Origin of the sequence: Prosthecobacter dejongeii (genome assembly GCF_014203045.1) — a bacterium.
Taxonomy (GTDB): domain Bacteria; phylum Verrucomicrobiota; class Verrucomicrobiia; order Verrucomicrobiales; family Verrucomicrobiaceae; genus Prosthecobacter; species Prosthecobacter dejongeii.
Window position 1 is genome coordinate 350,981 of sequence record NZ_JACHIF010000006.1, and the last position, 22,692, is coordinate 373,672.

The following is a 22,692-nucleotide window of genomic DNA, read 5'->3' on the forward strand; positions in this document are numbered from 1 at the left end:
TTAGGCTGAAGGGACAATAACCTCATTAGCAAGCATGTAACCTTTCCCGCGAACGGTGAGCAGGAATTGTGGCTCGCCACCATTGTCTCGCAGCTTGGCCCGGAGATTGGCGATGTGCATGTCAATGGTGCGTGTCTCGGTGTGCTTAGGCTCGATCCGCCAGACGCGGCGGAGCAATTCCTCCCGCGAAATGGCACGACCACGGTGGGCGGCGAGGTACTCAATGAGACCACATTCGCGATCTGAAAGTTCCTCGCGTCCCCCATCGCTAAAGCGCAGTTCCAGTCGCTCCAGATCGACGATGCCCCCAGGGAAGGGGATTTGTTGGACCTGCTTCGGCCGTTCCGGTGAACGCCGCAACACGGCCTCCACTCGGGCGAGAAGTTCTCGCACGCTGAAGGGTTTCACGACGTAATCATCTGCGCCTAACTTCAAGCCTTTCACGCGATCGGCCTCCTCCCCACGGGCGGAAAGGATGATAACAGGGGTGCCAGGGCGGTGTTCTTTCAGAGCCCGCAGGATCTCAAACCCATTGTGGTTAGGCAGCACAAGATCCAGCAGCATCAGATCAAAAGTGGCCTTCTGGGCCTGCTCCATTCCGGAGAGCCCTTCCGCAGCCTCCAGCACGGCGTAGCCGGAGAAGCGGAGGGCATCAGTCACCCCGCGCCGAATGGCGCTATCATCTTCAATGACAAGGATGGTGGGCATGGGATGAGTGGCAGTTTACACCTTTGGCTAGGGGCATCTCAATGAAATGAGCTAGCGAGACGACTTTTCTTTGACCTCCGCCCCAGCAAACGGGAGTCGAGTGGTATGGACATCCAGCAGAGGGCCTAGTTCGAAGACGTTCGTGTAACCATAACCCTGAAGACTGACGAAGGTGTGCAGGTTCAATGCAGTGCTAATAGATTTGTCGGTGAATGAGACTGGACTGTTTTCGAAGTTATTGTTGCAGTAGATGAGCACCACGGTGTTCTTGGCTGGGATGATTTTCGCCAGAGCGGCTTCATGGAAATCAGGCAAGCTCAGATTCACCGCTCCATGAATATGACGAAGCTGAAATTTGCTGGCACTGCGGGCATCTAGGAGGATAACCCCTGGCTCTGACATCTTTTGAAGAAATTGGGCTTCGGTAAGGCGTCGAGACTCGCGGATCTTTGCAACCTCGTGAACGTTCTTTTCGAAACCTTCATAGGAGATCAAACGATTGGGGATCTTCTGGCCGATGACGGGGTTTTCGGCTTGGGTCATCGTTAGCCCCAGCAGGCAGGAGAAGAAAATGAGGTGAGCTTTCATAGCAGTTTAGGAAAGGAAAGAGGCTCGCTTTTTAAGGTTATTTGAAGGTGATTTGCTTTTTAGCTGCTTGCTCACGCACCGCTTTGACGATGGCTTTATCGAGGGTATCTTCTTGACCGTTCTCCTTGTTTTTTTCAGCGACGTATTGAAGGCGCTCTTGATTGAGCTTTTTGATTTGGGCTTGGATCTTCTCCCGTTCGGCTGCTTTCTGATCCAGATAACTTTGGCGCTCTTCGGGCTTCAGAGATTTCAGTTCAGCCGGGAGGTCTTGTTCTTTGATTTTCTCCAGTGCCAGCCCCGCTTTTTTATTCGCATCCACCAGGTCCCACCCACTGTTGCTATAGTTAGAACTGGCTTTCGTCAGCGCGCGCTGGACTTCAGCCCCTTCTTTTTTGTAGGAGCTGGCGTTGTTATCTTGGGCGCTCATGTTGGCTGCGCCTCGGGCCCCATCTTGGCCATACATGATGTAGGTCTTATTGAGCTCGATGCTGAGCTTGGTAATTTCTTTGTCCTGAGGAGCTTCGATGTGAACGATGGCCTTGTCCTGATCAATGGTCAGGAAGCGACCTTCAGCCAAGGCAGCCCCAGTGCGCCAGCCGCCGTTTTCCCCTTCGCTCTGCTTGCCGCAATGGATGGTGTTGACGACGACTCCTTTTTGGATGGCGTCTTTGCAGGCTTGTTGTGAGCTGACAGGCCCTTGGGTAAACGGCTCGTTTCCTGCGATGAAGACGGCTTTGTAAGTCTTGCCGTTGCCGTCCCATGCGAGCTTGTCCAGTGCATCGCGAATGACCGCTCCACAGAATTCGCTGCCACCATTGGTGGTGAGTTTGAAAAGCTGTTCCGAGACCTTATCCAGATCGCGAGTGAAGGGGAGGACGAGACGGATGTAGTTCGTGCCGATGCTCAAGTTGTCATTGCCGTATTCATAAAGGGCTACCTGGACGACGGGGATTTTGTCGCCCTGCTTGGCGTCGTTGAATTCATTGACGATTTTCCAAAGCTGGCTTTTGGCCTGCTCAATGAGACCGTCCATGCTATTGCTGGTATCCAGGAGGATGGCGATCTGCACAAGGGCCTCGTTTTCACGAAGTTGATTGGTGGAGATCGGTTCCGCAGCGTGGCTAGCGAGAGCTGCGCTGGCGATGAGGGCAAGGATGGAATGACGGAGATGGCGTAGAAGTGTTTTCATGGCAGCCCCAGCCTGCCCTCCCTCTGCAACGCCGTCTGTAAAGCGCGTGTAAAACGATCCCACTAGACGGTGGCCCGCCGTGCCTCATCGCGTAACTTCAACAGGCAAGGAATGCAGACGCACTCGCCCCCCGTTTGCCAACTGATCCATTCCGATTCATCTCGGTTGAGATTCACCTGCGCACACGGACAGTCTGCCGCACGATTGCACAGACAGACAAAGGTCTCACTGCACAGGCTGCAAGGGACGATGTCATGCTTGTCGTAATTATGATTCACGCACACGGACAGAAAGTTTAAAATGGAGCCGTGGGATTCGGAGGGCATTCTTACACCGCATCTACGTGGGGAAGAATGGCGGACAGAGAGGGATTGCCCGTTCGCATTCAAAATTCGTTGAAAATCAACAGATTACAAAAACAGCTAAAGCCAATGATGTATCAGAGTGATGTATCACCTTATGGGGCAAGGGGAAGCCTGTGACAAGTGTTTTATGGTCTGGAAAGGGGGACGGATATGCCGAATCAGGAAAGACGGTTACCCCTGTTTACCTTCTGCACTCACATCGGTTTACTTTTTACACTGGGAGCAGTTTACCTTCGCAACTGGGGAACGTCCCGTCGGCATCTCCTATCCATGATGAGGGCATCTGCCGTGGTCGCGTCTCGGAGCCGTTGGACTGCCATTAGATAGGCCGGAGAAGGGACGAATGTCACGGACTGAGGTCCTTGCTGATTCTTTGCTCTTTCAAGGATTCCAGACTTCACAAGACCATCTATGGATGTCTTGAGCCATTTGACCCTGGAAACGGCTCCTTCCTGAATCAGGAGCGCCATGATAACGCGAGCAGCTTCCCGGTTTTGGCAATGGCCGATGATTCGGAACATCAAGTCTGTGGGCGGAGGACTCCATGGGATAAAGCCGGGGTTCATCTGTCCTTCTAAATGGGCCAGAAAGGTGTTCAGAACGTCCGCTGCGGTCTCGCTGTATCTTTGGAGCGCTTCAACCATTCCGGCGCTTCCTGAGGCCTCAGAGGGCAGTTCAGAGCGAGGCGAAAAATCGGCGACATTAAAGCGGACCTCCATTCGGAGCCGTTCATTCGTTTTCGGATAGATGACGATTCGGACACCTGGCATGACGGTCACGCTTAATACCGTGGTGTTGAAAGTTTCCCGGTCGCGGTTTTGCCGGGGTGATTGTGCTTCGTCACCAACGAATTCTTGCCGTGAATGCTCAAGGGCTGAATACGACCTCATGGCCCTATCCAGAGAATTCAGAAATTCGGGTGAAGATGCGTTTTTGAACTCCCAATACACTTCGACTCTCCGCATATGCCATGCTTCTTCGGATGGCTCAAAATAGAGAAATCCGGTTCCGTCTAATGACAGTCTCCCCCGGTTCTCGACTTCCTGTCTCATGGTGCTTTCCAGATCGTTAAAGTAGTCTCTAAGGCGATCCGGCCACCTAATCATGAAAGACTGCCAAATGAGCGCAGGATTGTCAGGAAGCCAATTGTCGGAACCATCCAAAGGAAACTCGCTGGACGGAATATGCGTATCTCTAAACAAGGTGGGGAGGCCAGAGGGCCGATGATACAAACGGAGTTTGTTCCAGTCCTGATAGCGAGTGAAGCGCGTGGGATTGACATTGGCTTGATAAACGGCTGTCACGATACGCCTTCCACTGTGCCCCCGCTCTTCCAATTCCAACCGCCCTGAAAACAAAGGAATCGAATTGAAACGGGGGTCAAAGTCCAAGCCTGTGATAGGCTTTTTCCGGACATTCAACAGCCTCTGTGGACTGTTTGGGCTGCCCTGAGGGCGGGTCAAAAATGTGGAAAAGTGCCGCGCTTGATCCCAGTTCTCGGGGGTGCGCGTTCCCTTCGGGGGTGCTCCCATGTATTGCTCAATTTCGCCTAGTTTAGCATCGCCAGTGTGGTGTCTAAAAATGCCTAAAGGCATGGTGAATTCCAATTTGTCATGTTTGGCTTTGGTTGGGGTTACACGGGTTTGAAGGGTAAACTCAGGAAGAGAATAGGTTTTATTTTCCATGCCTCCTTGAGCTGTAGCTCTCTATAGAGGCAATTCAAACGCATACACAATAAACTCATTTATAGGCAGGTAAAAATTTGCAACCGGTTGCAAATAAAAACAAGCTATTTACCTAGGGTTTCATTTGACAAAATAACTGAATGGAGATATGGTGGGGGAGTATCGCATTCCCTGGAAAACGACTTTCCAAAAAATGGGGAGTGTCTTTTTTGCTATGCAAAGATCATCCACCGATTGTCGCAAGCAGGCACTGCTTGCAGCCCTTAAAGAATCACGGTTCATCATCTCCACCGCTTGCGAAAGCGCAGGCGTAGGCCGTCGCACCTTCTACTACTGGATGGACACGGATGCGGATTTTAAACGCGCCGTTGAAGACATGCAGGAGGAGGCCACGGACTATGTGGAATCAAAGCTCATGCAGTGCATTGATGCCGGAAAGGAACGCTCCATCATCTTCTACCTCAAGACGAAGGGCAGGCGGCGTGGCTATCAGGAGCGCGGCGACTCAGAGAACGAAATGCTTGAGCGGGATGAATGGACCCTGTTTGGCAACTCCTCCCTCAAGGCCTTAGCCAGTCGCTACAGCCAAGACGAACTCATGAGTATGGCTGACCCTGATGACCTCCTGGGGCTTTAGGAATCACCGAGGAAGAATACAACAGGAAATTTATAATTAACAATTGGGTTTGACCCCTCTATTAAAAGTGTTTTATATTAGATGATAATCCCATGATAAGGATCATCTTAGACACCACGGTTTTCCATCAAAACTCGACCCTGAAAGGGCAAGATTTTAGATTGCTTACAACGCTATCGAAGGCTGGGGCACTTAAGCTGTTTTTACCTTATGTTGTTGAAAAAGAATTCTTAACCCAACAGAGTGCATCGTCTCGGGAGCAGATCGACTCGATTTTGCGCTCAGTGAAAACACTGTCTCAAAGAGCGTTGCAAGATGAATTGACAACTTGGCTCAACGCATTCGAAACAGAAGTTGGGAATAAAACTCCCGCAATTCTTGATGCGGATGAGAAAAATCTTAATGACTGGCTTCAGGCCATAAATGCCGAAAAGATGCCAATTTGCGAGGCACAGGCTGTCGGAGCGCTTGACGCATATTTCCATGGACTGCCACCTCTGAAACAAGCCAAAATCCGAAAGGACATTCCCGATAGTTTTGTATTCCAAGCTCTTCGTAAGCTTGCCTTGGATAATCTAGGCGTCGTATTTGTAAGTGGTGACTCTCAATTAAGGGAAGCTGCAAAAAAGCTCGATAATGTCGAAGTTTACGAAAGCTTAAAAGCTTTCATTCAGACTCCTGATATTCAAAATCTAATTTTGCAGGAAGAGGAGCGACAGAAAATCGAAGGAATTAAACAACGTATCACAACAAGCGAGGAAATAAGCGAATTGCTTAGTAATTCCATTAAGGACAAACTCGGTGAGAAAGTGGTATGGAAAAATGTAGGTTACGATGCCTACGATATTGATTCGTCTGACGCCACAATCTCGTCTTATGGAGAAGTTCAGGAGACCAATTTTCTGTGGAATGACTTATCCTATTATGGGGATGGAAGCTTTTCATTGCCATTCACGTCCACAATGGAGGTTTCGATTACTTTCTATATTTCAAAGAGCGACTGGTATTGCTTGTCTGATGATGAAGCTCCTCCTGTCTCAGATCATAATGATCACTATTTTGAGGCCGAAAGCGAAATCGAAATCATTGTAGAGGGGATTTTATCGTTCTCAGTTGGGGACGATATTTCACCGGATGATGAAGATCTAATTATTGCAGATACGGTGGAAATAGATTCTATTGAATCCATCGAATCCAATTGACACATTTCCTGTGGCGGCTCCGAATGATTTACACCTACCGCCTCAATCATAGGAGCTTTCGGATCGTATCATGATCCATGAGAACACATAAGACGAAAAACTTCTTCACACTGTGCAAAGTGTGCAAAAATCAGTTTTCTAGACCAAAAAATTTAGACTTTTTTATGGCTCTCAGTCAATAAATAGCATTATTTTTAAGTCCTAATAATTAATGAAATTTATGTCCGCCACATCACCTTTGCCACGCTACAAAAGCCTAAGTGAAAATGCTTGGTTGGTAGTGCCTCAAGCAGGATATGTAAGATCCTATGTCAACGCTTTGACTGAAAAGGGTGGCAAGTGTGGAGCCCCTTTTAGGCACGAAGATAGTGATGCCTTTCGGGTTGATGGTGTGGATGAGGACGTAATCCAAGAGGTTCTGGCATCTCTATCGAAACTATAGAGCATCACCAATCGACGCCTTTACGCGTTGAACCGTGCTCATGCCCTTCCCTGTGATTTTAGCTGTGTTTCTCACGGATTGGCCTGCTTTTAGGAGGCGCATAATATCACGGTGTTTAGCCAGGAAATCACTCCGTTCCAGTGTGCTGCCTTCTGGACGGCCTAACTTGCGCCCTTTCTTCTTAGCTTCCGCTAACCCCGATTTGATGCGGGTTGAAAGCGTTTCAACTTCGTTTCTCGCCATCTCTGCCAAGAGAGCAAGCATGATGGAGGCCGCAGGGTTGCGCTTCCCATTGCCCAGAAGGGTTTCAACTCCTTGTGCGTGCCAATAGAGGGAGACACCCTTTTCCTCCAGATTCTCAACGAAGCGATGCACGATGCTGTTCTTTCGGGCAAGACGGGACACTTCATGCACAAGCACCTTTTTAACGGCTCCTGATTCGGCCAGTGCTTCAACTTCTCTGAGGCCGTGCCGTTCCGTTTCTTGCGCACGTCCTGAAACGGTTTCCTCGCAGACGGCCACCACTTCATAACCTTTCTTGTCTGCATAGGAGCGCAGTTCTGAAACCTGCCTGTCTGTCTCCTGTTTAGCAGTCGAAACACGAACGAGAATGGCGACAGGGGTTTTGGCAGGTTTCTTCTCCATGCCGCCATTAATGCCAGAGTGTATTCAAATAAACAAGTGTTTTTGTGAATACACTTTCCGGCATGCCGTTGGATTGAAAACTAGGGCCAATCCAAGGCAAAACGAGGTCAATGATTTTTTGAATACACCTTTGACCTCGTTAGCTGACTTTCCGTTTACCAAAGGAAGCCAAATGGCTTGCCTCTGATCTGTTCGTATGCCTGCTGGAGGCTTGCTTCGTCCTTTGTCAGATAGCGGATGAATTCAACAAGGGCCGCAATGCCAGGAATGAACGTCCAGAAAAACACAAGGTAGATCAGCCCCCAGCCCCAGTTCCCAGCATAAAACTTGTGAACGCCAATCCCTCCAAGGAAGAATGTGAGGAGGCAAAGGGTTGTTTTCTCAGCAGTCCTACTCCCTTGCAAAGAAGGCAGGCTGCGAGTGTGGAGGCTGCAACCGCATTTCACGCAGATAACAGCGTGTTCCAGGGTTTCAGCTCCGCATGATTGGCAGTGCTTTTTTCCGATCAGCGGAGGGCAGCCACATTGGATACAGGCAACGGCGTTTTCAGGCAGTTCTTTGGCGCAGGTTCGGCAAAACATAGTTCGGGCTTTGGTTTTGAGGTTGTTGTTGATTTCCGGGGGAGGAATTGGCGATGAAGCGGCAGGCACCGATTCGGAGAGGGAAAAAAGCTCGCTGGCGAGTATGCCTAGTGGCTGCCATTGTTCGGCGGATTCACGCCATGCCATCGTCTGTGCCGAGCATTCCCCGGCTTCAATTTTGAGCCGCAATTCTTCGTTGCCGAAAGGGCCGGACTGTTGGCCGTCTTTAATGAGGTAGGTCTGCATGGCTTGTGCGCGGAGTGAAAATCACGACGGCAGAGCCAGGTGAGCCGGAGGTTAGTAAGTCGCACATAGACGACCCCATGCCCTTTTACCTCTCGGCATGCCGGGAGGCTGGACATATGAGCATGGCCCCCGGCTCGTATGAGCAGAGGGTGTCGAATGCGGCCAACACCGAGCCGCTATGTGTGCGAGGTTACTACGCCCCGGTTCAGCGGATGCCGAACGCTCAAACCCTAGCGGCTAGGAGGCACCTGTAAAGGGGCCAAATCGCATAGCTGAATTAACGATAAATTTTTTACGCAAAAGGAGCTATTCCTTTTGCGGGAGTCAATCGGTGCTATTTGGAGCGCCAAAGGGCCTCATGCTGGTGAACGTGGTTTGATTGGATATTTTGAATGACCTCTTCCAGCAGCATTTGAAAATAATAGGGATCTTGAAAAAGCCCTTCATTGCTATCGAATGCGTTCACGGTTACATTGATATCACCTTCGAAAGTCTCGATCTGTAGGGCCATAAACGGGTTGGCTCCATCGAAGTCGAGCGATGCATAAAAAAGCTCCGACCAGTCAGTGAAACGCGTTACTCGCTTCAAATCGACTACTCGCTTTAAATTTGCTAGTTCGTATTTTCGAACGAACAAGCCTTTGCCTACGATTGAGCCGATATAAAGCTTCCGGTCACTCAAGATATAATATTCCTCAGGGCCGTAGGTCGAAGCGTGGATATATTCATCCTTCTCAAAATGCTTTTGAATTTCAGTCGGAAAGCTCTCCCTCAGTTTATTTTGGGAAAATTTCACTTTTGCGGCCAAGTCATTTAGCAATTCATTCTTGAATTGTAACGCACCGCATTCGTGGCAGAAACTCTCTCCCTCAAGCATTTCTGATTGGCAGTTAGAGCATTCGATTTGATGCGCTTGTGCCATAATTAAAAGGTTTGATCCACAAAATTTGCAGTTTGAACTGCGGGGCTCAACATCCGCACCGCAGCATGGACACTTGAGGGCTTGAATTTCGTTTAAGGGCCTTGGACTAAGCGGGGCAGCTAGAACGGAAAAATGCTGAGCAACCGCGTATCCACAGCGAGGGCATGCTGCGGCTTTATCTGAAACACTACTGTTGCATTCAGGGCAATCTATAAGGGCCATTTTGGATTTGAGTTGATGGTCTCTTTTAGCGGATCATCTTTCCCTGTAAAGCCTCTAAATGTGCTTTGGATGGCCTTCCGGGTAAACGGTGTTCCTCACCCTTGGGGGCGTTGGTATGAGGTGGGAAAAATCAACTCCTGCAAATTCAATCAATGCCAATTTATCGCGAAGGACTGAGAGTGGAAAGCCATTGCCATACAAGCGGCCCGTTCCTCCTACCGTTTTCCAGCGGCCTAGCCTATCAGCGGCTTCAGAACCAATATCGGCTATTAGGGCAGCATCTCTAAACGTGTGCCGAAAGCAATGGAACGTGCTTTTAGTTTTAGTGCCTTTCGCCTCAAAGGTTTTGTCCAAAAAGCGGCCGAACCATTTGGAAAATGTGCTGGAATAAACACCTGATTTGTCGCGTGGAAGTTCTGGAAAAAGGCTTCCCACGCCGGCCGTTTTGCGTTGATTGACAAAGTCCAGAAAGCCCATTTTTAGAATGGTCGGATGAATAGGCACATGCGTTCTGCTAGTGCTGTTCTTCACCCGTTTATGGTCGGTTTCTTCATCGTCGGATTCATCCGTGATATTGATGATTGGAATGCCTTCCTTTTCGCCAATATCCGCAATTTCAAGCTGACAGGCTTCATTGCATCGGAAGCCCTGAAATAGAGCCAGTAAAGGCACCCAAAAACGACCGCGCTTCAACACGTTTGCTCCTGGCTTGTTCCAGCCATCTAAATCCCCTTCGCAGCCAGTATAAAGGGGAGCATGAAAGATCGTGTTCAGTTCTTCAATGGTGAAGGACTGGCGCTTCGATTTCTCTTCCACAACATAGCGGCTAGCAATGAGGCGGATGCTTGCAGGGTTGTTTTTCACCCATTCCAAGTCCATGGCGTGCCGCCACATCGTAACGACGCGGCCATGATACATCTTGAGCGTCTTTGGCGCGAGCAGTTGAGGGGAAGGAGACTCCGCTTCCAAGGTGATGGCCTCAGCCAGTTTTTTCTTGGGATAACGCTGCTGGCAATTCACCGGGATTTTGTCCACAAAATCAAAGAAGTCCCTCATCTCCTTTTGAGTGATTTTTGATAGCGGAGTGTGGGGGCCAAAGAACTCTCTCAGAGCACGGAATACAGGCACATTCGCTTTGTGGGTGCTTTCAGAAACTCCTCTGTTGTGCTGGTCTTTGTCGAAGTCTTTTAGAAGTTCGTCCACTGTCGCTCCTGCTCCCGTGTCAGGCATAGGAGAAGCGGCATGAATGCCTCTGAATTGAGAATCAAATTCCGCAGGGCTGCCTGAATCCAGATAATGCATGAGGCGATTTGTGTCCTCTATCAAAGCGGCTCTATACCCCCGGAGAAGTGATTGAAACGCATCGCTTTCCTCGGGCAAATTCTCCAGGCCATACAGGCTCAAATGCCGTCTTAAACTGCTGTGCAGGTCGGCAGGCAATGTCTTTTCGTCGCCTCCCTGATAGGCCACTAACGCACGGCTCAAATCCGCCAGCCTATCAAAGCGGTCTTCTTTCTCCTCACCTCGTGAGCCGTCTATAATTTTGGCAGAATACTGCTGGCTGGAAATGAAAGCGCTTATGACGATGGCCCTGATGCGTTCATCACTCAGCACGTCCGGCACCTCAGCGGCAGGAGAAGATTTGCAACTGGTTGCAATTAATCCGTTCTGATGATCGAGCCTCTTTTTGTCGTTCAACTCACGCCGTCGCTTCGCTAGCTCATCCGTCCATATGGCTGAATGGGTAGCCACAAGACCCACGGCCTCCCTGTAGTCGGAAGTGTTGAGGGAGAATTTGACCTCATGCTTTTGAGGCTTGCCGTTCACCATCACTGCCACCCCTGCTCGCAACAGGTCACGGGGGAAGCGCATGCGGAAATAATAGGTGCTTCCGCGTCTCCAAAGGTGCTCCTTGGCGGGCATGGGATCTAGTTGTGATGTATCAGGTTGATGTATCACTTTGCCCATTGGAAACCCTTTATTTGCTTGGATTCGTTGATTTACAAGCCTTTAGTTGAAGGCTGGCGGACAGAGAGGGATTCGAACCCTCGGAACATTTTACTGTTCACACGCTTTCCAGGCGAGCCCGATCGACCACTCTGGCATCTGTCCGTTTACCGTTTGCCTTGTAGGGCAGCGGGCTGTGATCATGACGCCTTCCAGGCCCGGCTGCAAGTTGATTTTCAGAAGAGTTGCAGAACGGGCTGGAAGGCTGGTGAGGGGCGGGGCTTAAAAGGTGTTTGAAATCACCACTTCTTCGTAACTGAGTTGGCCAGGTTTTGGCCAGGCGGGCTGGGTGCCTTTGCCGATGGCGATCATGAAGGAAATGAGGTGATCGTCGGGCAGGTTGATGAGCTTGGCGACGGCGTCGAAGTCAAAGCCGTCCATGGGGCAGGAATCATAGCCCATGGCTTTGGCGGCGAGCATGAGGGTCATGCCGGCGAGGCCGGTGGAGCGCATGCATTCGTCGCGCTGGACTTGTGCACGATCTTGATAATAACCGCCGATGGCGGGGACGAGGATGTCTTGGACGGGCTGGGGCGCGCCTTTCCAGTAGCGGGCGGCATCTTTTTTCCAGGCGTCTTTGTCAGCGCAGAGGATGATGAGTAGGGACGCATCGGTGACCTGGGCCTGATCCCAGGCAACGGTGCGGATCTGCTTGCGCAATTCGGGATCGGTGACGGTGACGAAGCGCCAATGCTGGATGTTGAAGGCAGTGGGGGCCTGCATGGCGGCCTCTAGAAGCTGGCGGATTTCCGCCTCGGTCATCTGGTGAGTAGGGTCGTAGTGCTTGATGGCGCGGCGGGCGGTGATGGCTTCGAGGGTGTTCATGGGGAGGGGTGGAGTCGGAAGTGCTCTAGGGTGAATGATTCGGCTGGCAGGAGAGGGTAGGGGGCAGCCTATTTTTTACAGGATTGACAGGATTTCAGGATTAACAAGATTTGGGTTTATGCCCTGCGGCATTCTGTGCTTTTTGTCAGCCGTTGATCCCGCTCTTTTCTGGATTGTATCAATCGTGAAATCTTGTTAATCCTGTATCCATAGCTCTGCCTGAGCCCTGACTGCTCTGGTCTTTATCTGAGCACTGAGAGCTGGGCACTTTCTTTTGCTAAACGCGCCCTGCGAGGAGCTCGCGCTGGTAGTAGAGCTCCTTGGGCATGTCGTCGTAGAGGTCGAGGTAGAGCTCTTCGGTGCTGAGGAGTTCCTGGCGGAATTCGCGGTGGTCGAAGTGCATGAGCTCGTTCCATTTTTCACGGCTGTAGTCGAGCCCCTGCCAGTTGACCTCGGAGTAGCGGGGCATCCAACCCAGCTCGGTCTCGTGCCCACGGGCTTCGCCACGGCAGCGTTTGACGACCCATTCCAGGACGCGCATGTTTTCGCCAAAGCCGGGCCAGAGGAATTTGCCTTCGGCACTTTTGCGGAACCAGTTCACATGGAAGATGCGAGGCGGTTCGTTGATGTTTTTGCGCATGTGCAGCCAGTGGCCAAAGTAGTCGCCCATATTGTAGCCGCAGAAGGGCAGCATGGCCATGGGATCGCGGCGGACTTTGCCCACGGCACCGGCGGCGGCGGCGGTGGTTTCGCTGCCCATATTGGCCCCGAGGAAGACCCCATGGACCCAGTTGAAGGACTGGAAGACAAGGGGGAAGGTGGTGGCACGGCGGCCGCCGAAGATGATTGCGGAGATGGGGACTCCTTCGGGCTTTTCCCAGTTGGGATCAATGGTGGGGCACTGAGCGGCAGGGGCAGTGAAGCGGCTATTGGGGTGGGCGGCTAAGCGGCCACAGTCAGCTTCCCAGGTTTCACCTCGCCAGTCGGTGAGGTAAGCGGGGATCTCTTGGGTCATGCCCTCCCACCAGACATCGCCATCGTCGGTGAGGGCGACGTTGGTGAAGATGGCGTTTTCTTTGCAGGATGCCATGGCGTTGGGGTTGGAATCCCATGAGGTGCCGGGGGCGACTCCGAAGTAACCCGCCTCGGGATTGGTGGCCCATAGACGGCCATCGGGGCCGGGGCGCAGCCAGGCGATGTCATCTCCCACGACGGTCACTTTCCAGCCCTGCTCCCGATAGGAGGCGGGCGGGACGAGCATGGCGAAGTTGGTCTTGCCACAGGCGCTGGGGAAAGCGGCCGCGACGTAGTTTTTGCGGCCATCGGGTGATTCCACTCCGCAGATGAGCATGTGTTCAGCCATCCAGCCTTCGTCGCGTCCCATGACGCTGGCGATGCGGAGGGCGAGGCATTTTTTGCCCAGCAAGGCATTGCCGCCGTAGCCGCTGCCGTAGCTCCAGATGCTGCGTTCCTCAGGGAAGTGAACGATGTATTTCGTGGCATTGCAGGGCCAAGGGACATCGGCTTCTCCTGCGGCGAGCGGTTTGCCCACGCTGTGCAGGCAGGGGACAAATTCACCGTTCTCACCTAGCTGGTCCAGCACGGCCTGGCCCATGCGGGTCATGATGCGCATGGAAACAGCGACGTAGGGCGAATCCGTGATCTCCACGCCGATCACGGAGAAGGGCGAGCCGAGAGGGCCCATACAGAAAGGCACCACGTACATGGTGCGTCCCTTCATGCAGCCGGTGAAGAGGCTTTTCAGCTTGGCCTTCATCTCGGCTGGGGGCATCCAGTTGTTGGTGGGGCCGGCGTCTATTTTACGAGTGCTGCAGATGTAAGTGCGGTCCTCCACGCGGGCCACGTCGTTAGGGTCTGACCAGGCGAGGTAGGAGTTGGGGCGCTTGGTAGGATTCAGTTTTTTAAAGGTGCCATAGGTCACCAGCAGGCCGCAGAGTTCATCGTATTCAGCCTGAGAGCCATTGCAGATACGGACATTCTCCGGTTGGCAAAGGGCGCGGATCTCTTCGATCCAGGAGGAAAGTTTTGGGTGGGCTATCATATTAGGTTGGGGACAGCCTATCACGCAGGTGCCGTGCCGAAATCGCTTTGTTTGTGTCGTTGTTGCGAGAGAGGGCTTTACTGTGTTTTGTGCAGTCCACGCAGGGTTAAAAGCACGCCGACGACGAAGTGGATGAAAAGGGCGAGGAGCGCCAAGGTAGGCGTGGCAAACCAGGTCCGCACAAAGAGGGTGAGCGGCTCAAAAACGGGCGTGGCTTGCATCGTCTCAATACCGCCAGACCAGCCATAATAGGCCGTGACCAAAGGATGAATGACGCTGCCTAAGACCCGGGGAAAACCGAGCAGAGCACCGCACAGGAAAAGATTCACAAAGGCCAGCGTCCATGCCTGGCTATGGGCTCTTTCTGCCGTGCGGCAATGGGCGGAAATGGCGAGGCAGAGACTGCTGAAGGCGATGCCGGTAAGCGTGAGCAGGAGCATGCGTGGAAAGGCATATCCTGGCAGGCCGCCCGTCAATATTTCCACCGTGAGACCTAACAGAAAGGTTTGCAAAATGACGATGGGGAGGATGAAGCCCAGCTTGCCCAACAAGTAGGCCATGGGGCGCAGGCCACCGACGAGTTCCCGACGATAAAGGGCGCGTTCACCTGCGATCTCACGCGCCCCGGTGCGAACGCCAAAGATCAAGACGAGCAAGATTTGCAGCAGCCAGCCCATGGTGCAGGTGTAGGCGGCAGGCCAGAGAACGGCGGGTGCGGTATTGCCAGAGGTGAGCTCGCTGAGGTAGTGGTCATTCGGCAGGATGAGCAAAGCTGCCACGATGGGAGACAAAACTAAAAGAATGAGTTGGCTGGTCCATTCCCGCTGCGTTCGGCGAAAGAGTGTCCAACGGCGCTGGATGAGGTGCTGGGCCTGGGCCTGGAGGCTGGGCAGTGCCGGGGCCAATGGGGCTGGTGGCTCGGTTTGGGTTTCCGGGGCAGGGGATTGATCGTTGGCGGGAAGGGTGACGCCCTGAGAGTCCACTCCATCGTCTTCTTCATCGGGAGCTTTCAGAGATTCGCCGCTGCTGCCGAGCTTGAAGGCCGCGTAGTAGGAGTCGCGATGCCGCATCCAGGACTCGCCCCAGCGGGCGGCCGGACGTTTGGCGAGGCGCGGGTACAGTTCCTCGATGGCCTGGATGCTGAAGTAATGAGTGACGGCGCGGGAAGGGCCGTGGAAGCAGACGTGGCCTTCATGCAGGATGACCACGGTGTCATAGGCGGCGAGGTTTGCGGCCATCTGGGTGGCGTGGATGACAACGCGGGCGGGATGGTCTGTGGTGACGAATTTTAGCAGGGCCGCCATTTCACTTTGGGACTTCGCGTCGAGGCCATCAGTAAATTCGTCGCAGATGACCAGGGCGGGATCGCTGACGAGAGCGAGGGCTAGTTTTAGCCGACGTTTTTGAGTGGGATTGAGACTGCCAACACGCTGGCTAGCGACATTTTCCAAACCTACACCGACGAGGAGGTGGGAAGCGCGGTCCACTCGCTGTTCTTTCGTCTGTCCGGCCACGCGCAGTAGAAGCGCGCTCATCACGCTTTCACGCACGGTGAGCACGTCAGAGAGCACCTCGTCAGAGGCAGGAACGTAACCGATTTCATTGGGGTGCAGGGCAGCTTGGCCGAGGTCTTTGCCACGAAAAAGCACGGTGCCACCACCCGGATGCTGTAGGCCAGCCAGCAGGTGGAGGAGCGTGCTTTTACCGCTGCCTGTGGCCCCGATCACCGCCAGCAGGTGCCCGGCTGGCACGCTGAAGCTCACATGATCCAGGGCCGTCAAGGCCTCCTTCGCGGGCCGGGTGAAAATGTGGGAGACGCTGATGAGTTCGAGCATGAAGCGATGAAAGCGGAGAACCTGCGGCATACAACCAGCAAAAACGTGACAGCCAGAGCGGGTGCGACTGAGAAGAGACTTGCACAGCAGGGGGCGGCCCGCTCATGCTGGGTTATCTATGCGCCGACTTTCCTTGTTCGTTTTCCTCGTTACCACCACGCTGGCCTCCGCCGTCACGCCTGATGGCAGGCAGAAGCTGGTCCTCATCGCTGGCAAACCTTCGCATCCTCCAGGCATGCACGAATTCCGGGCTGGATCTCTGTTGATCGAAAAATGCCTCAAAGCGGTCCCCGGGCTGGTGGTGGACCGCCACGATATGGGCTGGGTGACCGATGAGGCCACCTTTGCCGATGCCGATGCGGTGGTGATCTATGCGGACGGTGGCAAGGGGCACCCGGCTGTGCAGGGCAACCACTTGGAGACACTGCGCGGGCTGATGGCGCGTGGGGTAGGTTATGGCTGCATGCACTATGGCGTGGAGGTGGTGCCGGAACTGGGAGGGAAAGAATTCCAATCTTGGCTGGGCGGACATTATGAAAACTCCTACTCCTGCAATCCGCTCTGGGAGCCTAGCTTCACCACCTTCCCGGTGCATCCCATCACCCGTGGGGTGAAGCCCTTCAAGATTGAAGATGAGTGGTATTTTAACATGCGGTTCCGCCCTGCTTTTGGGGATGGCATTGCAGCGGCAAAAGATGGAGATACTTCTTTCGTCCCCATCCTAGTGGCCGCTCCATCGGATGCCACTCGCGATGGCCCGTATGTGTACCCTAAAGGGCCGTATCCACACATCCAGGCTCAAAAGGGCGAGGTGGAATCCATGATGTGGGCGGTGGAGCGGCCTGATGGCGGGCGCGGCTTCGGTTTTACCGGGGGACATTTCCACAAAAACTGGGGCAATCCCGAATTTCGCAAAACCATCCTGAATGCCCTTCTGTGGGTGACCAAGGTGGAGGTGCCAGCGGATGGAGTAATATCCACCGTCACGGATGAAGAGCTGGCGCAGAACCTCGACCGCAAGCCTGCTCCAAAGCCCAAAAAGACGGCCATGGAGACGCCAAAGGTCTTTCAGCGGGTGGCCGGGCGCTGAGTGACGCGCATCGGGATGGTGGGGCTTTCCTGGTGAAAAGCTGCAAAATTTTGGTGCCAATCGTGCTAGACTCGCTATCCCTGATCTTCACCCGATGAACACCCTCAGTACTTTCACCACCGGAACCGGCTCCACAGGCAAATATCATTCTCTGCCCGAACTCGAAAAACAGGGCGTGGGCCCGGTTTCGAAATTGCCGATTTCCATCCGAATCGTGCTGGAGTCACTTCTGCGCAATCTAGACGGCAAGAAGGTGACGGTGAAGGATGTGACGAATCTGGCCAACTGGAATGCCAAGAATCCAGGAGACTACGAGATCCCATTCACCGTGGCTCGCATTGTCCTTCAGGACTTCACGGGCGTGCCTCTTTTGGTGGACCTTGCGGCCATGCGCAGTGCCGTGGCGAAGATGGGCAAGAACACAAAGATGATCGAGCCCCTGGTGCCTGTGGATCTGGTGGTGGACCACAGCGTGCAGGTGGACTTTGCCGGTACCCAGGCAGCGCTGAATCAGAACCTAGCTCTTGAGTTTGAGCGCAACCGCGAGCGTTATGAATTCCTGAAATGGGGTGAGCAGGCTTTCGATACTTTTAAGGTGGTGCCTCCTGGCATCGGCATCGTTCACCAGGTGAATTTGGAGTACTTGGCCAAAGGTGTTTTGGAAAAAGACGGTGTGTTTTATCCAGACACACTGGTCGGCACAGACAGCCACACGACCATGATCAACGGCCTGGGCGTGGTGGCCTGGGGCGTGGGCGGCATTGAGGCGGAAGCTGGGATGCTGGGCCAGCCCGTGACCTTCCTGGTGCCTGAAGTGGTGGGTGTTTACCTCACAGGTAGCCTGCGTGAAGGCGTGACAGCGACAGATCTGGCCCTGCATTGCACCCAGATGCTGCGCAAGCACGGCGTGGTGGGCAAGTTCGTTGAATTTTATGGTCCAGGGGCTGAAAGCCTGCCGCTGCCAGACCGCGCGACGATCGCGAATATGGCCCCTGAATACGGGGCCACGATGGGCTTCTTCCCGGTGGATGAAGAGTGCGTCAACTACCTGCGTGGCACAGGCCGCAGCGAAGAGCTTTGCACGACTTTCAAAAACTACTACACGGCCCAGGGTATGTTCGGCATCCCGAAAAAGGGTGAGGTGGAATTCACTAGCGAACTGACTCTGGACCTGGGCGACATTCAGCCTTCCGTGGCTGGCCCGAAACGCCCGCAGGATCGCATCACCGTCGAAGCTCTCAAGAGCACCTGGAATGACATTTTGACCAAGCCAACGCCTCAGGGTTATGGCAAGACCCCTGAACTGGCGGTCGGCGAAGCTCCTGAAGTGCCTGCCACGCTGGACTCCATCCCTGACAATAAGGACTCGGTCTCGAGCGCTTTCGGGGCTCAGGAAGGTGTGGTCACAGAGAGCAGCGACCAAGCTGCCTATCCCCTGTATGAAGTGAGCGTGGACAGCAAAGGTGGTGAAAAAGACGTCATCACTCATGGCAGCGTCCTCATCGCCGCTATCACAAGCTGCACGAACACCAGCAACCCCAGTGTCATGCTGGCCGCTGGTCTTCTGGCCCAGAAAGCCAATGCCAAAGGTCTGACAGTGAAACCAGCGGTGAAAACCAGCCTTGGGCCAGGCAGCCGCGTGGTGACAGATTACCTGAACAAAACTGGCCTCCAGGTCGAGCTCGACAAGCTGGGCTTCCAGACCGTCGGTTACGGTTGCACCACTTGCATCGGCAACTCCGGGCCTCTGGATGCAGGCATTGAAGACGTGGTGAAGGCGGAAGACATCGTCGCTGCCAGCGTGCTTTCCGGCAACCGCAACTTTGAAGCGCGTGTGCACCAGAGCATCAAGGCGAACTTCCTCATGAGCCCCCCGCTCGTGGTGGCCTACGCCATTGCAGGCACGGTGGACATTGACCTGAGCAAGGATGAAATCGTACCCGGCACCGGCATTTACCTGAAAGACATCTGGCCTTCTCTCCAGGAGATCCAGGACGCCCTGAAATCGGCCCTTTCCCCAGACGTCTTCCGCGCTCTCTACACGGACTTTGCTAGCCAGAATCCGAAGTGGAATGAGATCCCTGCTTCCACCGGTCTGGTCTATGGCTGGGACGAGAAGAGCACCTACATCCAGCATCCTCCCTTCTTCGAGGACTTCAGCATGGATCCGAATGACATCCACGAGATCGTCAATGCACGGCCTCTGGGCATCTTCGGTGACAGCGTCACGACGGACCACATCAGCCCTGCGGGTGCTATCAAAAAGACCAGTCCTGCCGGTCGTTTCCTCGGCGAAAACGGCGTGGCTCAGAGTGACTTCAACAGCTACGGTAGCCGCCGCGGCAATGACCGGGTGATGACCCGCGGTACCTTTGCCAACGTGCGCATCAAGAACCTGATGCTGGGTGGCAAGGAAGGTGGCGATACTCTTCTCCAGCCAGCAGGCACGGAGATGAGCATCTACGATGCCGCCATCGCCTACATGGCCGCAGGCACGCCTAGCATCATCATCGGTGGTGAAGACTACGGCATGGGCAGCAGCCGCGACTGGGCCGCCAAGGGAACTCGTCTCCTCGGCGTCAAAGCCGTGATCACGAAATCGTTCGAGCGTATCCACCGCAGCAACTTGGTGGGTATGGGCGTCCTGCCTTGCAACTTCAAGGACAAGGCTGACTACGATAAGGTGAAGGATCTGGCCGATGCCACCTTCAGCATCCTGGGCATCTCCAATGAGACCAAGCCCCAGAGCGAGGCTACCCTGCGCGTGACCAAGGCCGATGGCAGCAGCTTCGATATCCCTCTTGTGGTGCGCATTGATACCCCGGTGGAAATTGATTACTACCGCGCTGGCGGCATCCTGCCGTATGTGCTCGCCCAGATCTTGCGTGCGAATACCTAACCATTGAAGTGCAGACGCCGAGTCTGCCATTCCTTAAAACCCCATGGTCTTTGGACTGTGGGGTTTTTTGCGTTTAGGTGCGAATTTAATCAGGCTCTGCAATGAGATGAAAAGGGGTGCTCAACGTGTGGTCGTGGCTGTTTGATCCACATTTACCATTCCTTCACAATAAACCCGGTCGGCTGACATACAGTCTTTACACACGGGTGGTCTGTTAGCGGTGTGATGACGCTGGTCCGACTGGCGACACACGGCCAAACCAACAAACCAGACCATGAAACCGAACTCCAATCCCCGTCGCTTTCTCCGCACTACGGCCACGCTTGCGCTGCTGAGTGTGGCAGGTGTCTCCCTCGCCCAGCAAGGACCGCCACCCAAGCCTGGCGCTGGCACGCCCCCACAAGGCCGTCCAGGTGATCCCGCCCCCATTCCGCGTGCAGACCCGGGCAAGCCTCCACAGGGAAATCCGCCCCAGCACCCACCGACAGGGAAGCCACAGCCGCCAAAAAATCCAGGAGTTCCACGTCCAGTTGCTTTGCCAGAATCCTTTACCCTGCCTGAGGAGTTTCGCACAGCGGACGGTTCGGCAAACAACGTGGCCAACGCTGAGTGGGGCACGCCTAACAAACCCTTTCGTCGCCTGGTGCCTGCGGATTACGCGGATGGTGTAGAAGCCCCTTCCGGTGCATCTCGTCCCAGCGCTCGGGTGGTGAGCAATGCCGTCGCAGCCCAGACCGCACTGCGGCCGAACCGTCGTGGAGCCAGTGATTTCCTCTGGCAGTGGGGCCAGTTTCTAGATCATGACCTGGATGAAACACCCACCGCCACCCCGGCTGAGGCTTTCCCGATTCCAGTGCCGACAGGTGACGCCCAGTTCGATCCCGCAAGCACGGGCACAGTGACGATGGGACTGAGCCGGAGTGCTTATGAAATGGTTGATGGAGTACGCCAGCAAAAGAGCGCGCTCACAGCCTGGATTGATGCCTCCCAGGTGTATGGATCCGATGCCACCCGTGCGGCGGCTTTGCGGGCCAATGACGGCACGGGACGCCTCAAAGTGAGCACCAGTGCTCATGGAGACTTACTGCCCTTTAATACCGATAATCTGCCCAATATCCCACCTGGGCCATCCTTCTTTGTGACGGGGGACGTGCGGGTGAATGAGCAAGTCGGCTTGATCGCTATCCACACCCTGTTTCTACGTGAGCACAACTGGTGGGCGGATCTCTATCGCGGAGCGAACCCTGAAGCAGCGGATGAGGAAATCTACCAGTTTGCCCGCATGATCGTGGCCGCTGAGATGCAGGCCATCACCTATCGTGAGTTTTTACCCATTTTGTTAGGTCCTGCCGCACTGAAGCCTTATCGGGGTTATCAAACGAATGTAGATCCCACCATTAGCAATGAGTTTGCCACGGCAGCTTATCGCCTGGGACATAGCCTGCTATCACCCACACTGCTGCGCATTGATGCCCAAGGGCAGGAGATTGCCGCAGGTAGCCTCAGCCTGGCGGGTTCCTTCTTCCAGCCTCAGGAGATCAGCCATGAAGGCATTGATGTGATCCTTCGAGGCATGGCTTCCCAACGTGCTCAGGAGCTGGATGAAATGGTGATTGATGACGTGCGAAACTTCTTGTTCGGTGCGCCTGGGGCTGGTGGTTTGGACCTCGCCTCTCTCAATATTCAGCGTGGTCGTGACCATGGGCTGCCAGCTTTGGCGGCGACTCGTCAGGCTCTGGGTTTGAAGCCCATCACCAAGTTTTCCGACGTGAATAAAAGCCCCGAGGTCGCGGCGAAGTTGGATGCCGCTTACGAAAACCCAACCGACATTGATCTCTGGATCGGCGGCCTGGCTGAGGCAGATGTTCCTGGGGCCATGGTGGGGCCTACTTTCCACAGAGTTCTGGCCGATCAGTTCACCCGCCTGCGGGATGGAGATCGCTTCTGGTACCAGGCTTATCTACCTCGTGAAATCGTCCGCTTGGTCGAGCAGCAGACGCTGAGCGTGATCATCCGGCGCAACACAGAAATCCGTGCTGAGGTGGGGCCCAAGGCCTTTCTGGCACCTCCGCCAAAGAAGAAGTGAGTGGGGCTAAAATCCACGTTTAAGGAATGATGGGCAGTCATCGGAAGAGATGGCTGCCAATCTGCACAAAATAGGAGTGCAAAATGCAAAAAAATTAAGTTGAGTTGGTAACCGGAAAAGGAAAAGGGGAGTTGCTTTCTGCGATGCTCTTTAGAAAAATACTTCTCAATCCTTTACTGCCTTTGCTCTTGGGTAGCCTGATGCTTCAAGCAACCCCGGCAATAGTTCCTCAAGTGGGATTTGAAGTGGGGCCAAATCCGAACGGTGTGAGTGTCCCCCCACGAGCGCCGCTCCTGCTTCACTCGGATGGAAATTTTTATGGCACAAGCCCTGGTGGAGGTGCTTTCACGAAAGGCACCCTGTTTCAGATGTCTCCGTCCGGAAAAATTGGCGGGTTGTCTTTTGACGGAATGAATGGTGGTCAGCCGGGGGAGTTTCCGGCCAGCACGCCATTAG

At 54.0% G+C, this 22,692-nt stretch carries 17 protein-coding genes, 1 tRNA gene and 1 pseudogene; 6 read left to right on the plus strand and 13 right to left on the minus strand.

Features of this window, described 5'->3' with window-relative positions; genetic code table 11:
- The 5 genes from HNQ64_RS15660 to HNQ64_RS15680 form a co-directional block, all read right to left on the minus strand.
- Window positions 1–708 (minus strand): response regulator transcription factor, encoded by a 708-nt coding sequence (locus HNQ64_RS15660; RefSeq protein WP_184210264.1) that lies wholly within the window; start codon window positions 706–708, stop codon window positions 1–3.
- A gap of 51 nt (window positions 709–759) precedes the next feature.
- On the minus strand, window positions 760–1,296 hold the full coding sequence (locus HNQ64_RS15665) for a rhodanese-like domain-containing protein (protein ID WP_184210265.1): 537 nt from the start codon (window positions 1,294–1,296) through the stop codon (window positions 760–762).
- A gap of 37 nt (window positions 1,297–1,333) precedes the next feature.
- Window positions 1,334–2,485 (minus strand): vWA domain-containing protein, encoded by a 1,152-nt coding sequence (locus HNQ64_RS15670; protein ID WP_184210267.1) that lies wholly within the window; start codon window positions 2,483–2,485, stop codon window positions 1,334–1,336.
- Between the two features lie 62 nt (window positions 2,486–2,547).
- Window positions 2,548–2,811: a hypothetical protein gene (locus tag HNQ64_RS15675; RefSeq protein ID WP_184210269.1), complete on the minus strand. Its 264-nt coding sequence runs from the start codon at window positions 2,809–2,811 to the stop codon at window positions 2,548–2,550.
- Window positions 2,812–3,077: 266 nt separating this feature from the next.
- Window positions 3,078–4,535 carry a hypothetical protein gene (locus HNQ64_RS15680; RefSeq protein ID WP_184210271.1) on the minus strand — a complete coding sequence of 486 codons (1,458 nt, stop codon included), beginning with the start codon at window positions 4,533–4,535 and terminating at the stop codon, window positions 3,078–3,080.
- A gap of 214 nt (window positions 4,536–4,749) precedes the next feature.
- Between HNQ64_RS15680 and HNQ64_RS15685 the strand changes: the two genes are divergently transcribed.
- Together HNQ64_RS15685 and HNQ64_RS15690 are read left to right on the plus strand one after the other, a co-directional pair.
- Window positions 4,750–5,172, plus strand: a complete 423-nt coding sequence (locus HNQ64_RS15685) for a hypothetical protein (RefSeq protein ID WP_184210272.1) — start codon at window positions 4,750–4,752, stop codon at window positions 5,170–5,172.
- Window positions 5,173–5,264: 92 nt separating this feature from the next.
- Window positions 5,265–6,374 (plus strand): PIN domain-containing protein, encoded by a 1,110-nt coding sequence (locus HNQ64_RS15690; RefSeq protein WP_184210274.1) that lies wholly within the window; start codon window positions 5,265–5,267, stop codon window positions 6,372–6,374.
- Between the two features lie 436 nt (window positions 6,375–6,810).
- Here the strand turns inward: HNQ64_RS15690 and HNQ64_RS15695 are convergent, their stop codons facing one another.
- The 8 genes from HNQ64_RS15695 to HNQ64_RS15730 all read right to left on the minus strand — a co-directional run bounded on the left by HNQ64_RS15695 (window position 6,811) and on the right by HNQ64_RS15730 (window position 16,161).
- Window positions 6,811–7,461: a recombinase family protein gene (locus HNQ64_RS15695; protein ID WP_184210283.1), complete on the minus strand. Its 651-nt coding sequence runs from the start codon at window positions 7,459–7,461 to the stop codon at window positions 6,811–6,813.
- A gap of 155 nt (window positions 7,462–7,616) precedes the next feature.
- Window positions 7,617–8,288, minus strand: coding sequence for an NINE protein (locus HNQ64_RS15700; RefSeq protein ID WP_184210285.1), 672 nt, complete (start codon window positions 8,286–8,288; stop codon window positions 7,617–7,619).
- Between the two features lie 334 nt (window positions 8,289–8,622).
- The gene (locus tag HNQ64_RS15705) at window positions 8,623–9,432 is read right to left on the minus strand and encodes a zinc ribbon domain-containing protein (protein ID WP_184210287.1); all 810 of its coding nucleotides are present in this window, start codon (window positions 9,430–9,432) and stop codon (window positions 8,623–8,625) included.
- 54 nt (window positions 9,433–9,486) lie between these two features.
- On the minus strand, window positions 9,487–11,400 hold the full coding sequence (locus tag HNQ64_RS15710) for a site-specific integrase (protein WP_343075899.1): 1,914 nt from the start codon (window positions 11,398–11,400) through the stop codon (window positions 9,487–9,489).
- Between the two features lie 54 nt (window positions 11,401–11,454).
- Window positions 11,455–11,544, minus strand: a tRNA-Ser gene (locus tag HNQ64_RS15715).
- 117 nt (window positions 11,545–11,661) lie between these two features.
- Window positions 11,662–12,264 carry a nitroreductase family protein gene (locus tag HNQ64_RS15720; RefSeq protein ID WP_184210291.1) on the minus strand — a complete coding sequence of 201 codons (603 nt, stop codon included), beginning with the start codon at window positions 12,262–12,264 and terminating at the stop codon, window positions 11,662–11,664.
- A gap of 277 nt (window positions 12,265–12,541) precedes the next feature.
- On the minus strand, window positions 12,542–14,326 hold the full coding sequence (locus HNQ64_RS15725) for a phosphoenolpyruvate carboxykinase (GTP) (RefSeq protein WP_184210293.1): 1,785 nt from the start codon (window positions 14,324–14,326) through the stop codon (window positions 12,542–12,544).
- A 77-nt stretch (window positions 14,327–14,403) separates the two neighbouring features.
- On the minus strand, window positions 14,404–16,161 hold the full coding sequence (locus HNQ64_RS15730) for an ATP-binding cassette domain-containing protein (protein WP_184210295.1): 1,758 nt from the start codon (window positions 16,159–16,161) through the stop codon (window positions 14,404–14,406).
- A 118-nt stretch (window positions 16,162–16,279) separates the two neighbouring features.
- Between HNQ64_RS15730 and HNQ64_RS15735 the strand changes: the two genes are divergently transcribed.
- The 4 genes and pseudogenes from HNQ64_RS15735 to HNQ64_RS24485 all read left to right on the plus strand — a co-directional run.
- Window positions 16,280–17,251, plus strand: coding sequence for a ThuA domain-containing protein (locus tag HNQ64_RS15735; protein WP_184210297.1), 972 nt, complete (start codon window positions 16,280–16,282; stop codon window positions 17,249–17,251).
- A gap of 94 nt (window positions 17,252–17,345) precedes the next feature.
- Complete coding sequence (acnA, locus tag HNQ64_RS15740; protein ID WP_184210299.1) at window positions 17,346–20,150, plus strand: aconitate hydratase; 2,805 nt, start codon at window positions 17,346–17,348, stop codon at window positions 20,148–20,150.
- A 274-nt stretch (window positions 20,151–20,424) separates the two neighbouring features.
- A complete protein-coding gene (locus tag HNQ64_RS15745) occupies window positions 20,425–22,236 on the plus strand; it encodes a peroxidase family protein (RefSeq protein WP_184210301.1) in 1,812 nt (603 codons plus the stop codon).
- 200 nt (window positions 22,237–22,436) lie between these two features.
- Window positions 22,437–22,622 (plus strand): annotated as a pseudogene (locus HNQ64_RS24485) (choice-of-anchor tandem repeat GloVer-containing protein); the annotation flags it as partial.
- Between the last annotated feature and the right edge of the window lie 70 nt (window positions 22,623–22,692).

Coding starts and splice junctions, on each gene's coding strand:
- HNQ64_RS15690 (WP_184210274.1), top strand. CDS start 5,265: ATGATAAGGATCATCTTAGACACCACGGTTTTCCATCAAAACTCGACC.
- HNQ64_RS15685 (WP_184210272.1), top strand. CDS start 4,750: ATGCAAAGATCATCCACCGATTGTCGCAAGCAGGCACTGCTTGCAGCC.
- HNQ64_RS15705 (WP_184210287.1), bottom strand. CDS start 9,432: ATGGCCCTTATAGATTGCCCTGAATGCAACAGTAGTGTTTCAGATAAA.
- HNQ64_RS15720 (WP_184210291.1), bottom strand. CDS start 12,264: ATGAACACCCTCGAAGCCATCACCGCCCGCCGCGCCATCAAGCACTAC.
- HNQ64_RS15660 (WP_184210264.1), bottom strand. CDS start 708: ATGCCCACCATCCTTGTCATTGAAGATGATAGCGCCATTCGGCGCGGG.
- HNQ64_RS15670 (WP_184210267.1), bottom strand. CDS start 2,485: ATGAAAACACTTCTACGCCATCTCCGTCATTCCATCCTTGCCCTCATC.
- HNQ64_RS15665 (WP_184210265.1), bottom strand. CDS start 1,296: ATGAAAGCTCACCTCATTTTCTTCTCCTGCCTGCTGGGGCTAACGATG.
- HNQ64_RS15745 (WP_184210301.1), top strand. CDS start 20,425: ATGAAACCGAACTCCAATCCCCGTCGCTTTCTCCGCACTACGGCCACG.
- HNQ64_RS15695 (WP_184210283.1), bottom strand. CDS start 7,461: ATGGAGAAGAAACCTGCCAAAACCCCTGTCGCCATTCTCGTTCGTGTT.
- HNQ64_RS15675 (WP_184210269.1), bottom strand. CDS start 2,811: ATGCCCTCCGAATCCCACGGCTCCATTTTAAACTTTCTGTCCGTGTGC.
- HNQ64_RS15725 (WP_184210293.1), bottom strand. CDS start 14,326: ATGATAGCCCACCCAAAACTTTCCTCCTGGATCGAAGAGATCCGCGCC.
- HNQ64_RS15735 (WP_184210297.1), top strand. CDS start 16,280: ATGCGCCGACTTTCCTTGTTCGTTTTCCTCGTTACCACCACGCTGGCC.
- HNQ64_RS15680 (WP_184210271.1), bottom strand. CDS start 4,535: ATGGAAAATAAAACCTATTCTCTTCCTGAGTTTACCCTTCAAACCCGT.
- HNQ64_RS15700 (WP_184210285.1), bottom strand. CDS start 8,288: ATGCAGACCTACCTCATTAAAGACGGCCAACAGTCCGGCCCTTTCGGC.
- HNQ64_RS15730 (WP_184210295.1), bottom strand. CDS start 16,161: ATGCTCGAACTCATCAGCGTCTCCCACATTTTCACCCGGCCCGCGAAG.
- acnA (WP_184210299.1), top strand. CDS start 17,346: ATGAACACCCTCAGTACTTTCACCACCGGAACCGGCTCCACAGGCAAA.
- HNQ64_RS15710 (WP_343075899.1), bottom strand. CDS start 11,400: ATGGGCAAAGTGATACATCAACCTGATACATCACAACTAGATCCCATG.